The 14,502-nt window shown below is 66.3% G+C and carries 10 protein-coding genes and 1 tRNA gene; 9 read left to right on the top strand and 2 right to left on the bottom strand.

Going from position 1 to position 14,502, the window contains the following annotated elements:
- Positions 1-60 precede the first annotated feature (60 nt).
- The 4 genes from GV161_RS04320 (at position 61) to GV161_RS04305 (ending at position 6,478) form a co-directional block, all read left to right on the top strand.
- Complete coding sequence (locus GV161_RS04320) at positions 61-561, top strand: tripartite tricarboxylate transporter TctB family protein (RefSeq protein ID WP_152012899.1); 501 nt, start codon at positions 61-63, stop codon at positions 559-561.
- A 10-nt stretch (positions 562-571) separates the two neighbouring features.
- Positions 572-2,095, top strand: coding sequence for a tripartite tricarboxylate transporter permease (locus GV161_RS04315; RefSeq protein ID WP_152012898.1), 1,524 nt, complete (start codon positions 572-574; stop codon positions 2,093-2,095).
- Positions 2,092-5,010 carry an FAD-binding and (Fe-S)-binding domain-containing protein gene (locus GV161_RS04310; RefSeq protein WP_152012897.1) on the top strand — a complete coding sequence of 973 codons (2,919 nt, stop codon included), beginning with the start codon at positions 2,092-2,094 and terminating at the stop codon, positions 5,008-5,010. Before GV161_RS04315 ends, GV161_RS04310 begins: the two co-directional genes overlap by 4 nt.
- Positions 5,011-5,275: 265 nt before the next feature.
- A complete protein-coding gene (locus GV161_RS04305) occupies positions 5,276-6,478 on the top strand; it encodes a DNA translocase FtsK (RefSeq protein WP_248312379.1) in 1,203 nt (400 codons plus the stop codon).
- Positions 6,479-7,108: 630 nt separating this feature from the next.
- On the opposite strand, the gene GV161_RS04300 is transcribed toward GV161_RS04305, so the two are convergent.
- Positions 7,109-7,183, bottom strand: a tRNA-Gly gene (locus tag GV161_RS04300).
- Between the two features lie 372 nt (positions 7,184-7,555).
- Here GV161_RS04300 and GV161_RS04295 point away from each other — a divergent pair.
- The 5 genes from GV161_RS04295 to GV161_RS04275 all read left to right on the top strand — a co-directional run bounded on the left by GV161_RS04295 (position 7,556) and on the right by GV161_RS04275 (position 11,905).
- Positions 7,556-8,083: a prolyl-tRNA synthetase associated domain-containing protein gene (locus GV161_RS04295; protein WP_201302986.1), complete on the top strand. Its 528-nt coding sequence runs from the start codon at positions 7,556-7,558 to the stop codon at positions 8,081-8,083.
- Positions 8,084-8,170: 87 nt separating this feature from the next.
- Entirely contained in the window at positions 8,171-9,070 is a 900-nt protein-coding gene (gene trxA, locus GV161_RS04290; RefSeq protein ID WP_152013841.1) for a thioredoxin, read from the top strand.
- 20 nt (positions 9,071-9,090) lie between these two features.
- Entirely contained in the window at positions 9,091-9,762 is a 672-nt protein-coding gene (locus tag GV161_RS04285) for an LON peptidase substrate-binding domain-containing protein (RefSeq protein ID WP_152013840.1), read from the top strand.
- 178 nt (positions 9,763-9,940) lie between these two features.
- The gene (locus GV161_RS04280; protein ID WP_152013839.1) at positions 9,941-11,332 is read left to right on the top strand and encodes an MFS transporter; all 1,392 of its coding nucleotides are present in this window, start codon (positions 9,941-9,943) and stop codon (positions 11,330-11,332) included.
- Positions 11,333-11,443: 111 nt separating this feature from the next.
- A complete protein-coding gene (locus tag GV161_RS04275) occupies positions 11,444-11,905 on the top strand; it encodes a hypothetical protein (RefSeq protein ID WP_210253491.1) in 462 nt (153 codons plus the stop codon).
- Positions 11,906-12,025: 120 nt separating this feature from the next.
- Here the strand turns inward: GV161_RS04275 and GV161_RS04270 are convergent, their stop codons facing one another.
- Entirely contained in the window at positions 12,026-14,419 is a 2,394-nt protein-coding gene (locus tag GV161_RS04270) for a transketolase (protein ID WP_152013837.1), read from the bottom strand.
- Positions 14,420-14,502: the final 83 nt, after the last annotated feature.

Here is a 14,502-nt window from a genome sequence, read left to right as displayed (position 1 = left end):
ATGGATCCCGGATCGGCGCCGCTACGCGGCTTGTCCGGGATGACGCGCGAGGAACGGTGAATGACACACCCAGTTGAAGCTGAGGCCCAAGAACCCGGCATCTCGCGCCGTCCAGTTGAGATCGTTACGGCGCTGCTGCTGATCGGGCTCGCCGGCATCGTCCTATACGACTCGCATGGGCGTGGTGCCGGCTGGGATGGCGGTCCCCAGAACGGCTTCTTCCCGGCTCGCGTCGGCTGGATCTTCCTCGCCGCCTCGCTCTTCATTCTCTGGCAGTCGTTCCGCCGGCCGGATGCGGTCTTCGTCACCTATGAGCAATTGCGCCAGGTCGTCAGGGTGCTGGGGCCGCTCGTCCTGTTCGTGGCGCTGATCGGGCCGCTCGGGATCTACGTCGCCTCGGCGATTTTCATTCTGGTCTTCATGGGTGTGGTTGGCACCTCGCGCTGGTGGAGCATCGCGCTGACCGCCGTCCTGGTGCCGATCGCCTGCTTCTGGATCTTCGAATTGCAGTTCCGCGTGCCCCTGCCAAAGGGTCCGCTGGAAGCCATGCTCGGCTACTGAAGGACGCCCGATGGACGATCTCTCCTCGCTCATCGCCGGCTTCCAGGTCGCGCTTTCCTGGCACAATGTCGGCTTCATGGCAGTCGGGGTCATCCTCGGCATCATCGTCGGGGTGCTGCCGGGCCTAGGCGGGCCCAATGGCGTCGCGATCCTGCTGCCGCTGACCTTCGGCATGGACCCGACCTCGGCGATCATCCTGCTCTCGTCGATCTACTGGGGCGCGCTGTTCGGCGGGGCGATCACCTCGATCCTGTTCAACATCCCCGGCGAAGCATGGTCGGTCGCGACCACCTTCGACGGCTATCCGATGGCGGTGCAGGGCAAGGCGGCGGAAGCGCTGACGGCGGCCTTCACCGCTTCCTTCATCGGCGCGCTCTCCGGCGTCGTGCTGATCACCTTCGTCGCGCCGCTGGTCGCGCAGTTCGCGCTCAAATTCGGCCCGGCCGAGTTCTTCGCGGTCTTCCTTCTGACCTTCTGCTCATTCATCGGCATGGGCCGGGAGAACCGCGCCAAGATCATCGCCTCGCTCTGCATCGGCTTCCTGCTTGCGGCGGTCGGCCTCGACTCGATCTCGGGCGACCTGCGCATGACCTTCGGCTCGACCGAGCTGATGCGCGGCTTCGACTTCCTGATCGTGGTGATCGGCCTGTTCGGCGTCAGCGAGATCCTGCTGACGGTCGAGGAAGGGCTGGTGTTCAAGGGCAAGCAGGCGAAGATCGACCTCAAGGTCGTGCTGCGGACCTGGGCCGGCCTGCCGCGCTATTGGGCGACGCTGCTGCGCTCCGCGATCGTCGGCATGTGGATGGGCGTGACGCCGGGCGGCGCCATCGCCGCCTCCTTCATGGGTTACGGTCTCGCCAAGCGCTTCTCGAAACACGGCAAGAATTTCGGCAAGGGCGAGATCGAGGGCGTGCTGGCGCCGGAGACGGCCGCCCACGCGGCCGGCACCAGCGCGCTGCTGCCGATGCTGGCGCTCGGCATCCCCGGCTCGGCGACCGCGGCGGTGCTGCTCGGCGGCCTCCTGGTCTGGGGGCTCCAGCCCGGGCCGATGCTGTTCGTCGAGCAGAAGGATTTCGTCTGGGGCCTGATCGCCTCGATGTATCTTGGCAATCTCGCGGGGCTGATCATCGTGCTGGCGACGGTGCCGCTCTTTGCGGCGATCATGCGCATCCCGTTCTCCTTCGTCGCGCCAGTGATCCTGATCGTCTGTGCGATCGGCGCCTACACGATCTCGAACTCGATTTTCGACATCTGGCTGATGCTGATCTTCGGGATCGTCGGCTATGTCTTCAAGAAGCTCGATTACCCGCTGGCGCCGATGATCCTGGCGCTGGTGCTCGGTGACAGGGCGGAGGACGCCTTCCGCCAGGCGCTGCTCGGCTCCGGCGGCTCGCTCAATGTGTTCTGGGCGAACGGTCTCGTTGGAACGCTTGTCGTGCTCGCTCTGCTGCTGTTGTTCTGGGGCCCGATGGGCGATCTGATCTTGGCGTTGCGCGGTCGGAACCCCCCCAAGACCGCTGAGGCTGCGGAATGAACCAGACGACACTGCCGCGCCCGCACAGCCGCAATCTCGGCTTCGAACGGAAGCTGGCGCAGGCGCTGGAAGGGGAGGTGCGCTTCGACGCCTTTACCCGCGGGCGCTACGCCACCGACGCCTCGATCTACCAGATCGTGCCTCAAGGCGTCGCCTTCCCAAGGAGCGAGGCCGACATCGCCGCGGCGCTGACGATCGCGGCCGAGCATGGCGTGCCGGTGATCGCGCGCGGTGGCGGCACCTCGCAGAACGGCCAGCCGATCGGCGATGCGCTGATCCTCGACATGAGCCGGTATTTCAACGGGATCCGCGATTACGACCCGGCCGCGCATACGGTCTCGGTTGCGCCCGGCATCGTGCTGGAGGCGCTCAACACGCATGTGAAGAAGGACGGGCTGTTCTTCCCGGTCGAGCCCTCGACGGCGAGCCGCTGCACGATCGGGGGCATGGTCGGCAACAACTCCTCGGGCGCGCGCTCGCTGCGCTACGGGAAGATGGTCGACAATGTCATCGGCCTGAAGGCGATGTTCCATGACGGCGAGCCCTTCGCGCTCGGCGAAGGGCCGGTCGGCGACAATGCTTCGCCGCGGGCACGGGCGCTGATGGAGACGATGCTGGCGCTGGCTGACCGGCATCGCGACGAGATCGAGGCGATCTTCCCGAAGGTACAGCGTCGCGTCGGCGGCTATAATCTCGACGAGCTGATCGTGCCGCGGCCGAACCTGTCGCATCTGCTGGTCGGTTCGGAGGGCACGCTGGCGCTGACGACGCAGGCGACCTTGAAGCTCTCGCCCCTGCCGCAGCACCGCGTCATGGGCGTCTGCCATTTCCCGAATTTCCGCGCCGCGATGGAGACGACGCAGCACATCGTCGCGCTCGGGCCAGTCGCGGTCGAGCTCGTCGACAACAATGTGCTGGTGCTCGGCGCCGACATCCCGCTTTTCGTGCGCACGCTCGCCGACATCACCAAGGGCAAGCCCAACTGCCTGTTGCTGGTCGAGTTCGCCGGCGACGACCTCGCCGCGCTGAAGGGCGATCTCAGGCGGCTCGACCAGTGCATGGCCGATTACGGCTTCCCCGATGCGGTGGTGGAGGTTATCGAGCCGGCCCGGCAGAAGCCGGTCTGGGACGTCCGCGAAGCCTGCCTCAACATCATGATGTCGATGAAGGGCGACGGGAAGCCGGTCTCGTTCATCGAGGACTGCGCCGTCCCGCTCGAGCATCTCGCCGATTATACCGACGCGGTCACTGCCCTGTTCGAGCGCCACGGCACGCGCGGCACCTGGTATGCGCATGCCTCGGTCGGCTGCCTGCATGTCCGCCCGATCCTCAACATGAAGACGGAAGCCGGGGTGAAGGCGATGCGCGGCCTCGCCGAGGAGGCCTGCGAGCTGGTGCGCCGCTTCAAGGGCTCGTTCTCGGGCGAGCATGGCGACGGTATCTCGCGCTCGGACTTCGTCGAGCCGATGTTCGGGGGACCGCTGACCCGCGCTTTCGAGGCGGTCAAGGACGGGTTCGATCCGGAGAACCATCTCAACCCCGGCAAGATCGTCCGGCCCTACCATATGGACGACCGTAGTCTGATGCGTTTTGCGCCGGGCTACGCCACGCCGGTGCCGATGGAGACCGCGCTCGACTGGTCCGACTGGGGCGGTCTCGGCGGCGCCGTCGAGATGTGCAACAACAACGGCACCTGCCGGAAGATGGCGGGCGGCACGATGTGCCCGTCCTGGCGCGCGACGCGCGAGGAGCAGCATCTCACCCGGGGGCGGGCCAATACGCTGCGCCTCGCCATCTCCGGCCAGCTTGGGCCGGATGCCTTCACCTCGCCGGAGATGAAGGAGACGCTCGATCTCTGTGTCTCCTGCAAGGGCTGCAAGCGCGACTGCCCGACCGGCGTCGACATGGCCCGGATGAAGGTCGAGTTCCTGCATCACTACCATGGCAAGCACGGCCTGCCGCTGAAGGAGCGCCTGATCGCCTATTTGCCGCGCTATGCGCCGTTCACGGCGAAGCTCGCGCCGCTCATGAACCTGCGCGATCGCATTCCGCTGCTGGCCAAGCTCAGCGAACGTTGGCTCGGTTTTTCGGCACGGCGCTCGCTGCCGGTTTGGCACAAACCCTGGCGCGAGGCGGCTGGCCGGTCGGACCCGTCGGCCGTGCGAGGCGATGGCCGCGACATCGTGCTCTTCGGCGACACCTTCAATCGCTATTTCGAGCGCGAGAACCTGGAGGCGGCCGAGCGTGTGCTGGTTGCCGGCGGCTACCGCTTGCACCGCGTCGAAGCTGCGGGGGGAGGGCGGCCGCTCTGCTGCGGGCGCACCTTCCTCTCGGCCGGGCTGGTCGACGAAGCGCGGGCCGAGGTGCGGCGGACGCTCGATGCGCTCGCACCCTTCGTCGCCAAGGGCGCGCGGATCGTCGGGCTCGAACCCTCCTGCCTGATGAGCTTCCGCGACGAGTTCGGCGCGCTGCTGCCGAAGGCCGAGGTCGAGCCCCTGGCCAAGGCGGCGCTGCTGGTCGAGGAACTGCTGGCCGCCGATATGGCTGCGGGCCGGACCAACCTGCTATTGCAGGACCAGACCGGGCGCGTCGCGCATCTGCATGGCCACTGCCACCAGAAGGCCTTTGATGCGATGGGCGCGGTCGAGAAGACCTTGCGGGCGGTGCCGGGGCTCGAGGTCAAGCCGATCGAATCGAGCTGCTGCGGCATGTCGGGTGCCTTCGGCTATGGCGCTGCGACGATCGATGTCTCGCTGGCGATGGGCGAGCTCTCGCTGCTGCCGGCGGTGCGCAAGGCTGCGGCGAACGATCTCATTGTCGCGGACGGCACAAGCTGCCGCCACCAGATCCATGACGGCGCCGGCCGCGACGCCGTGCATGTGGTCAGGGTGTTGGACGACGCGCTGAAGGGCTGACCTTTCGGAGGAACCACACCGCTCAAGGAACGAGACCTGGCAGGCCACGATCCACAGCAATCTCCGGCGCGAGTTCAGGGGCTGTTAACCCTGCGCCGGTACCTCTCGATGCTCAGTCGAGTGAGTGTCGGGCCAGCGTTGATCCATGCGTCGAATCCATCGCAATCTCCAGACGAACAGCGCCTCTCCCGCGGCTCGGATCTCGGATCAACTTACTGATTTCGCAGATATTCCGGAGCCTGCTTCGGCCGATCGTCGCGCCTCCGTGGAACAGGCTGCGCCTGGGCTCGTCCGTTACGGACGTACGCCCGACAAGGTCCGCCGGCAGGATGTCGAGCGCGTTGCCGCGGCGGTTGCTGTCACGCTGCCCGCGCCCGAGCCGGAGGCGCCCGTCGATCCCGGTCGCGTCCGCTATTGGCGCACTCCGCGGCACATGCTGCAGCAGGTCTGGGGTGGCGGGGCGCCCGAGGCACCGATGCCCGAACTGACGCCGCAAGCCGAGGCCGAGATGGCGGGGGAGGGCGAGGGTGCGCTGATGGCGCCCGACCTCGATTCGCCGCTGCCGGAAGAGAGCTCGACCGAGGCGGTCACGACCCCGTTCGCTTTCCTCTCCGATGCCGCCTTCTGGGAGTTCATCCCTGATGCGGAGCAGGAGGACGAATCCACGTTCGAGAGTGCGCCGCCGGTCCTCGCAGCGAGGGCGCCTCTGCAGACGGTCCAGCCCATCGCACGGATGGCGGCGGCCGAACCGGAGCGCCCGGTGCCTGCTCCGGTTCCCGCGCCTGCGTCGGCGACGATGTCCTTCGGCTGGACGCAGCCTTATCGCTTCGAGCTGAGCCTGACGCCGCCTGCTCTGCAGATCATCGCTCCGGCTCCTGCGCCGGCCGTCCCGGCACCCGCACCCAAGGCTCCGGCTCCGGCACCGCGTCGCAGGATCATGGGGCAGCTCGCTTCCGCTGCAACTCCTGCCGTCGCGCTCGCACCCAAGGCGGTCGAGGCGGAGGCCGTGCCTGCGCCTGTGCAGCAGAAGGTTTCGGTCGTGCCTGCGGCGCCGAAGCTGCGTGCGGCTATGCCCCTGACCAGGCCAGCCGCATTCCATGGCTTCGAGCTGCCGCCAATCGAGTTCCTGGCGGAGCCGCCGCAGATCGCGGCAACGATCCCGATCGAGCTCATCCAGCAGAATTCCGGCCTGCTCGAAGGGATTCTGGAGGACTTCAACGTCCGTGGCGAGGTGGTTCAGGCCTGCCCCGGCCCTGTTGTGACGCTGTACGAGCTTGAGCCCGCGCCGGGCACGAAGTCGTCGCGGGTGATCTCTCTCGCCGACGACATCGCGCGCTCGATGAGCGCGGTCTCGGCGCGTGTCGCGGTGGTGTGTCGCGACGTCCAATTGGACGTCCATTTGCACGTCTGCTTCCATCCCGATCCTCCGTCTCGCCAATCGGAGGATGCTGCCACATACAGCTCATGAACCGCACGAGGGGACCGGCGTGGCGCTTACTTTTGTTCAACCATCCGTCTAGCCAATTCGCCCGAAACCGACCGCAAGAGCCGGTTGCGCCCGCAGCTACCGCTGGCGTTCCGCTCCGCAAACATGTCATCGCCGATCTGCCGGAAGGCGGTTTTGCCGTATCGGACTTCGTAGGCGTCGACCTTCGCGCTGATCTCCTCGGGCGGGTGAAGTGCTCTCTTGTCGTGATAATCGCGCCCGCGATGAGCCAAACACAATCTCGCTCGAGCCCTGGCTCAGGTAATTCTCACAGCTGGCAGAATGTCGGCATTCCGGCGACGCTTCGAAACCCGCTAGTGGCGCACTGCTGACGGGATAGTCGATTGCGCTTAACATTCAATTGCGGGCCAGGTCGAGCACTACTGCCACTGCGAGCCCATGATCGTCTGCATCCGCATTTCCTACGGTGGCATCGAGAGAATTGCTTCAAACAATGAGCGTAGGCGGATAGGCGCCGGATCGTACTTGTAACCGCGAGGTAACCACAGGCTTCCGGAGCCGCTGGGAAATCACCTCGAACTGCCGAGGCCCAAAAAGCAAAAAGCGCCGGGAAACCCGACGCTTACGTGCTTCTCAAGCCTTGAGATTGTCTGGAGCGGGCGAAGGGATTCGAACCCTCGACCCCAACCTTGGCAAGGTTGTGCTCTACCCCTGAGCTACACCCGCATCCGAGACAGTCGCGCCGTGTTGGCGGCGCGGCCGGTTTATTGCCCAACGGGACGAGAAGCGCAAGCGCCTTGTTGCAATTTTCTGATCGTCGCGTGACAGGTCGGCAAAACCGCCGAAGAAACAGCGCCATAGCCGGGGCAAGCGCCGGCTGTGCCGCCAGTTCTGCCGATCCGGCGGGCGATATGATGGAGAAACACCTGTCATCCTGGGCGACTCGGGCGCCATCTCGATGCGAGCGATGTCCGGCCGCCCTATGCTGCGCGGAGCGACGCGAAGGGGCAGCTGGCCTGTTTCATGCCTCGCTTCGCTTGCCTGCGCCGGCCGGCGGCCTTAGGCATCGCGCAGCTTCCCTGTTCTGACCGGCCGAGCATGCCCACGCCTTTTTCTCCCGACGCTCTCATCGCCAAGCTCGATGAACTTGGTATCAAGACCGAGCGCATCGACCATGTCGCAGTCTTCACCGTCGCCGAATCGAAGGAACTGCGCGGCAAGGTTCCCGGCCATCACACCAAGAACCTGTTCCTGAAGGACAAGAAGGGACGGATCTTCCTGGTCTCGGCGCTGGAGAGCACGCGGATCGACCTGAAGCGGCTGCATGAGCGGCTCGGCGCCAGCGGGCGGCTGTCTTTCGGCTCGGCCGAGCTCTTGATGGAGAAGCTGGGCGTCACGCCAGGCTCGGTCACCGCCTTTGCCGTGGTCAATGACCATGCCGGAGACGTCACAATGGTGCTCGATGCCGCCCTGATGGATGGCGAGCGCCTGAATTTCCATCCCTTGGTCAACACGGCGACGCTTGGCATCTCCAGAGACGATATGATCGCCTTCCTGCGCGCGGTCGGGCACGAGCCGATGATCATTGACCTTCCGACGCCGCCGGACGATGGACAGAACGGCTGAAGCCACCCATCTATGGGATGGCCCGCGGCGCGGGCATCCGGTTTTTTCGATTTTCACATCGACAGATTGCTAGGTGAAGGACGAGCCATGCTGGTCAATGGCGATGCGGCCCCGGCCAAGGGGCTGATCAAGGACACGACGACGCAAGGCTTCCGCCAGGACGTCATCGCCGAATCGATGAACCAGCCGGTGCTGGTCGACTTCTGGGCGCCCTGGTGCGGCCCCTGCAAGCAATTGACCCCGGTGATCGAGAAGGTGGTCAACGAGGCCGGCGGGAAGGTCAAGCTGGTCAAGATGAACATCGACGAGCACCCGGCGATCCCCGGCCAGCTCGGCATCCAGTCGATTCCGGCGGTGATCGCCTTCCAGCGTGGCCAGCCGATCGACGGCTTCATGGGCGCGCAGCCGGAGAGCCAGGTCAAGGCCTTCATCGAGAAGCTCGTGGGACCGATGGGGCCCGGGCCGATCGAGGAGGTATTGGCGGCTGCGGCGGAGGCTTTGGAGGCGGGCGACGCGGCGGGCGCAAGCGAGCTCTATGCCGAGGTTCTGGCGGCCGAGCCGGAGAACATCACTGCGATTGCCGGAATGGCACGCCTGCATCTCGACGCCGGCGACATCGAGGGTGCCAAAGGTTTCCTCGCCATGGTGCCCGAGGCGAAAGCCCAGGATCCGGCCGTCGCGGCGGTCAGGGCCGCGGTCGAGCTTGTCGAGCAGGCCGCCTCGCTCGGCGACACGGCCGAGCTCGAGGCCATGCTCGCGGCGAATCCGAAAGATCATCAGGCGCGGTTCGACCTGGCCCTGGCGCTGAACGCCCGCGACAAGCGCGAGGAGGCGGTCGACCATCTGATCGCGATCATCAAGGCCGACCGCACATGGAACGATGACGGCGCCCGCAAGCAGCTGCTGCAGTTGTTCGAGGCCTGGGGGCCGATGGACGAGCACAGCGTCGCCGGCCGTCGCAAGCTGTCGGTCCTGCTGTTTTCGTGAGGAGAGAGGAGCGCACGCCGATGGGCATGAACGCGGTCTATTCCGGGCCTGAGGATTGCCCGGCGGTGATTCCGCTGTTTCCGCTCGCCGGCGCGCTCTTGCTGCCGCGTGGGCAGATGCCGCTCAACATCTTCGAGCCGCGCTATCTTGCCATGATTGACGACGCGCTGCGCACGCATCGCGTCATCGGCATGATCCAGCCCGAGCCGGAGAACGGACGCCAGCCGCAGGTGCCTCCGCTGCTCCAGGTCGGCTGCATCGGCCGGATCACGCAGTTCGCCGAGACGGGCGACGACCGCTACATCATCACGCTGACCGGCATTTCGCGCTTCCGGCTGGAGGAGGAACTCTCCGTCACCACGCCCTATCGCCAGGGCCGTGTCTCCTATGGCGATTTCGCCGTCGATTTCGAGGCTCGCGCCGGCGAGGACGAGGTCGATCGCGCCGGGCTCATCAAGGCGCTGCGCAGCTTCGCCAAGGCGAACGAGCTCAAGATCGACTGGAAGGGTGTCAACGAGGCGCCGAACGAGGCGCTGGTCAATGCGCTCTCGATGATGTGCCCGTTCGGGCCGCGCGAGAAACAGGCGCTGCTGGAGGCACCGAGCCTGAAGACCCGAGCCGAGGTGCTGGTCGCGATCACCGAGATCGAGCTGGCGCGCGGCGGCTCCGATCCGGACACGACGCTGCAGTGAGTGATTTGCGGGCTTTCCCTTCCATCGTCGTCCCGGGCGACCGGAGGGAGACCCTGGGCCCATGCCTGAGCGTTTCCGATAGAAGTTCAGGCATGGGTCCCGGATCGGCGCCACTGGCGCGGCTTGTCCGGGACGACCAGCTTCCTTTCAATTCAGGTATGGTCCTTTGACTGCCGCAATGACTCAATCTGGTGGCGCGGACAGCCCGCCCGCCACCTATCCGCCACGGCGCTCGGTTGTCGCCTGGATCTTTTTCGACTGGTCGGCGCAGCCCTTCTTCACCCTCGTCACCACCTTCGTCTTCGCGCCCTTCTTCGCCTCGGCCCTGGCGAGCGATGCGGCGGAAGGGCAGGCGCTCTGGGGCTATGCGACCGGTCTTGCCGGGCTCGCCATCGCGCTGCTCTCGCCGCTGCTCGGTGGCATCGCCGACAGGACCGGCCCTCGCAAGCCATGGATCGCCGTGTTCGGCGCCATGCTGGTCGCGGGCTCGGCGATGCTCTGGTACGCCAAGCCGGGTTCGCCCTGGGCGGTGCCGATCGCTCTCGCCGGCTTCGTCATCGGCACGATCGGTGCCGAGTTCGCGACGATCTTCAACAATGCGATGATGACGCGGTTGGTGCCGCCGGAGCGGCTCGGACGGCTCTCCGGCACCGGCTGGGCCGTCGGCTATCTCGGCGGGTTGGTCTCGCTCACGCTGACGCTCGGCTTCCTCGCCGCCGATCCGCACACTGGCAAGACCCTGGCTGGCCTGTCGCCGCTGTTTGGACTCGATGCTGCCGCTCGCGAGGGCGACCGCTTCTCGGGGCCGCTCACCGCGCTCTGGTTCGTGATCTTCGTCACCCCGATGTTCTTGCTGACGCCGGACTCGCCGCGGACCGGCATTCCGCTGAAGGCGGCGGCTGCCGGCGGCTTCTCGCATCTCAAGGCGACGATCGCCGAATTGCCCTCGCTGCCCGGGCTTGGCCGCTTCCTGCTCGCGAACATGATCTATCAGGACGGGCTGGTCGCGCTCTTTGCCTTCGGCGGCATCTATGGGGCCGGCGTCTTCGGCTGGCAGACGATCGAGCTGGGTGTCTTCGGCATCCTGCTCACCGTCACCGGCACGCTCGGGGCCTGGGCCGGCGGCAAGCTCGACGATGCGATCGGCGGCAAGCCAGTGATCCTCGGCGCGATAGCCTGCCTGCTCTTCGCCTGCATCGGCATCCTCTCGCTCGGGCCGGGACAGGTCGCCTTCGTCATCGAGGCCGCGCCGGCAACACCCGGCGACGGACTCTTCGCCTCGCTGCCGGAGAAGGTCTATCTCGGATTGGGGCTGCTGATCGGCTTGGTCGCCGGCCCGTTGCAGGCGTCTTCGCGCAGCCTGCTCGCCCGCATCGCGCCGCCCGCCCGGATCGGCGAGTTCTTCGGCCTGTTCGCATTGGCCGGGAAGGTGACCTCGTTCCTGGGGCCGACGCTGGTCGCGCTGGCGACGACCGTTTTTGCGAGCCAGCGCGCGGGCCTGGCGGTGCTGATCGGCTTCTTCCTGACTGGGGCGTGGCTGATCGCTGGGGTGAAGGTGAAGCGCCCGTAGGCTCGCTCGACACTGCTGCCGACGCAGGCTGGCAGCAGGTGCGCTATCGTGTCCGGAAAGGCGAACTCAAAGCCTGGCTGGCGCGGGAGGGTTGCGATGCGGATCGTGGAGATGGACGCGCCCGCAGGGCAGGGCGCCCAGCTGAAGCAAGTGGCGATCGGCGACAATCTCGTCGCGCCGCAGGCCGTGCTGAAATGGTATGAGATCGCCGAAGCCGGCATCGATGCCGAGATCGTCGCGTTGGCACGACAGGCGGCAGAAGGGTTTGCGGCCGGCCGGAACGGCGAGGTCGGCTTCGCCATCCTGCATCGCTGCGGCGAGCACTTTCATTTCCTGCTGCTCTGCACCTGGCGCGGCACCAACGAGCTCTGGGAAACCGTGCAGTTCATCGACGAGGGCATGGCGGCCTTCGCGCCGTTCGACGCCCCGCATGCCCATCGCGGGACATTCTGCATCTGGGAGATGACGGCGGTCTCGCATGAGACCGCGGCCTGGCGGAGGTTCCTGCTGTCGCCGCGCAGCCAGGCCGATCTCGAAACCTATCTGCGCAGCCGCTACACCGGCGAGGCTTGAAAGAGCGTCATTCTCGGGCGGAGCGAAGCGCAGACCCGAGAATCTCATGACGAATAGGCGCTGACTGGAGCCTCTTGCGGCCTGAGATGCTCGGGTCAAGCCCGAGCATGACGATCTGTATCAAGGCAGCGCCTTCAGATACCGCACCGGCCGACCCGGTGCGGCTGCGTTCGCCGCGTGCACGATCGCGTTCGCGTCGATGCCGAAATGGCGGTAAAGGTCGGCGACCGTGCCGGTCTGGCCGAAATGCTCGACGCCGAGCGCCTTCTGGCGATGGCCATGGACGCTGCCGAGCCAGGCCAAAGTCGCCGGGTGGCCGTCCAGCACCGAGACGATGCCGCAATCGCGCGAGAGCTCGCCGAGCAGGCGCTCGACATGGCTGGTCGCGGCGTGGTTGCCGCGCTGGCGCGCCCGCTCCGCCGCTTGCCAGCCGGCATTGAGCCGGTCGGCCGAGGTGATCGCGAGCAGGCCGACATCGCGCCGGTCCTCACCGAGCAGGCCGACAGCCTCGATCGCCTCGGGCGCGACGGCGCCGGTATAGGCAATCACGACCGAGGCGTTCGGGCCGGGCTTCCTCAGCCAATAGGCGCCGTCGATGATGTCGCGCTCCAGCTCAGGGGTCATGGCGCGCTTGGGCTGCTCGACCTGGCGGGTCGAGAGCCGCAGGTAGACCGAGCCGCCGGTCTCGTCGCGCAGCCAGGTGCGCTCGTCCGGATCGCCCTCGCCATCCTTCTGCAGGTATTCGAACGACCAGCGCATCATCACGGCAAGTTCGTCGACGAAGGCTGGCTCGAAGGCGCAGAGCCCGTCCTGGCTCATGCCGATCAACGGGGTCGCGATCGACTGGTGCGCGCCGCCCTCGGGCGCCAGCGTGACGCCAGCCGGCGTCGCCACGACCATGAAGCGGGCGTCCTGGTAGCAGGCATAGTTCAGCGCATCGAGCCCGCGCGAGATGAAGGGATCGTAGAGCGTGCCGATCGGGATCAGGCGCTCGCCGAAGATCGAATGCGACAGCCCGAGCGCCGAGAGGTTGATGAACAGGTTCATCTCGGCGATGCCGAGCTCGATATGCTGGCCTTTCGGCGAGAACTCCCATTTTTGCATCGAGGGGATGCGCTCGTCCTTGAAGGTGTCGGCCATCGAGGCGCGCGCGAACAGGCCGCGCCGGTTGACCCAGGGGCCGAGATTGGTCGAGACGGTGACGTCGGGCGCGGTGGTGACGATGCGGTCGGCGAGCGGGCCGCCGAGCTTGGCGAGCTCGTCGAGCACCTTGCCGAAGCCCATCTGCGTCGACATCGTTGCCTGGATGCCGGCTTCGAGCTTGGCCGGGACGGGCAGGGCCGGAGCCGAAAGGCGCCGGCGCCCCTTGGCGAAGAACGGCACCTTGTCGAGGAAGGCGCGGATTTCCTTTTCCGGGAGCGTCAGCCCCTCGAACAGGTCCCATTCATGGCCGGGCCGGACCTTGTTGGCGGCCTTGAAGCCTTCCATCTGCTCCTTGGTCATCAGGCCGGAATGGTTGTCCTTGTGGCCGGCGAGCGGCAGGCCAAAGCCCTTGACCGTGTAGGCCAGGAAGCAGACGGGCCGGTCATGATCGATAGCTTCGAAGGCCTCGAGGATCGAAGGCAGGTCGTGGCCGCCGAGATTGCACATCAGCTTAGAGAGTTCGGCGTCGGAGCGCTTCTCGATCAGCTTGGTCACCGGACCCTGATCGCCGAGATCGTCCATCAGGCGCTTGCGCCAGGCAGCTCCGCCCTGGAAGGTCAGGGCCGAATAGAGCTGGTTCGGGCAGGAATCGATCCAGGCCTTCAGCCGCTCGCCGCCCTTTTCCTTGAAGGCGGCCTGCTGGAGCGAGCCGTATTTCAGCGTGACGACATCCCAGCCGAAATTCTTGAACATCTGCTCGAAGCGGTCATAGAGGCCCTCGCGGATGACCGCGTCGAGCGACTGGCGATTATAGTCGATCACCCACCAGGTGTTGCGCAGGCCATGCTTCCAGCCCTCCATCAGGGCTTCGAAGATGTTGCCTTCGTCGAGCTCGGCATCGCCGATCAGCGCGACCATGCGGCCCTCGGGCGCGTCCTTGCCCCAGCCATGGGCCTTCACATAGTCCTGCACCAGCGAGGAGAAGAGCGTCTGGGCGACGCCGAGGCCGACCGAACCGGTCGAGAAATCGACATCGTCGATGTCCTTGGTGCGCGAGGGATAGCTCTGCGCGCCCTTGTAGCCGCGGAAGTTCTCGAGCTTCTCCTGCGTCTGCAGGCCCATCAGATAGTTGATGGCGTGGAAGATCGGCGAGGCGTGCGGCTTCACCGCCACCCGGTCCTGCGGCTTGAGCGCGGCCATGTAGAGCGCCGTCATGATCGTCGCCAGCGAGGCCGAGGAAGCCTGGTGGCCGCCGACCTTCATCCCGTCCTCGTTCGGGCGGATGTGGTTGGCATTGTGGATCGTCCACGAAGCCAGCCAGAGGATCTTCTTCTCCAGCTCGGCGAGGATGGGCAGGCGGGGATCGGACATCGCGGTGCTCCTTGGGCCGGGACATCATGCACAATTGCCTTGGGGAAGGCAGCTAAAGACCGCCTCGCCGGCTTACGGAATTG

Source organism: Bosea sp. 29B, from assembly GCF_902506165.1.
In the GTDB taxonomy this organism is placed as follows: Bacteria; Pseudomonadota; Alphaproteobacteria; order Rhizobiales; family Beijerinckiaceae; genus Allobosea.
The sequence above is the reverse complement of the archived record's forward strand: the minus strand, read 5'-3'. Positions and strand labels throughout refer to the sequence as shown.

Coding starts and splice junctions, on each gene's coding strand:
- GV161_RS04320 (WP_152012899.1), top strand. CDS start 61: ATGACACACCCAGTTGAAGCTGAGGCCCAAGAACCCGGCATCTCGCGC.
- GV161_RS04315 (WP_152012898.1), top strand. CDS start 572: ATGGACGATCTCTCCTCGCTCATCGCCGGCTTCCAGGTCGCGCTTTCC.
- GV161_RS04310 (WP_152012897.1), top strand. CDS start 2,092: ATGAACCAGACGACACTGCCGCGCCCGCACAGCCGCAATCTCGGCTTC.
- GV161_RS04295 (WP_201302986.1), top strand. CDS start 7,556: ATGCCCACGCCTTTTTCTCCCGACGCTCTCATCGCCAAGCTCGATGAA.
- trxA (WP_152013841.1), top strand. CDS start 8,171: ATGCTGGTCAATGGCGATGCGGCCCCGGCCAAGGGGCTGATCAAGGAC.
- GV161_RS04285 (WP_152013840.1), top strand. CDS start 9,091: ATGGGCATGAACGCGGTCTATTCCGGGCCTGAGGATTGCCCGGCGGTG.
- GV161_RS04280 (WP_152013839.1), top strand. CDS start 9,941: ATGACTCAATCTGGTGGCGCGGACAGCCCGCCCGCCACCTATCCGCCA.
- GV161_RS04275 (WP_210253491.1), top strand. CDS start 11,444: ATGGACGCGCCCGCAGGGCAGGGCGCCCAGCTGAAGCAAGTGGCGATC.
- GV161_RS04270 (WP_152013837.1), bottom strand. CDS start 14,419: ATGTCCGATCCCCGCCTGCCCATCCTCGCCGAGCTGGAGAAGAAGATC.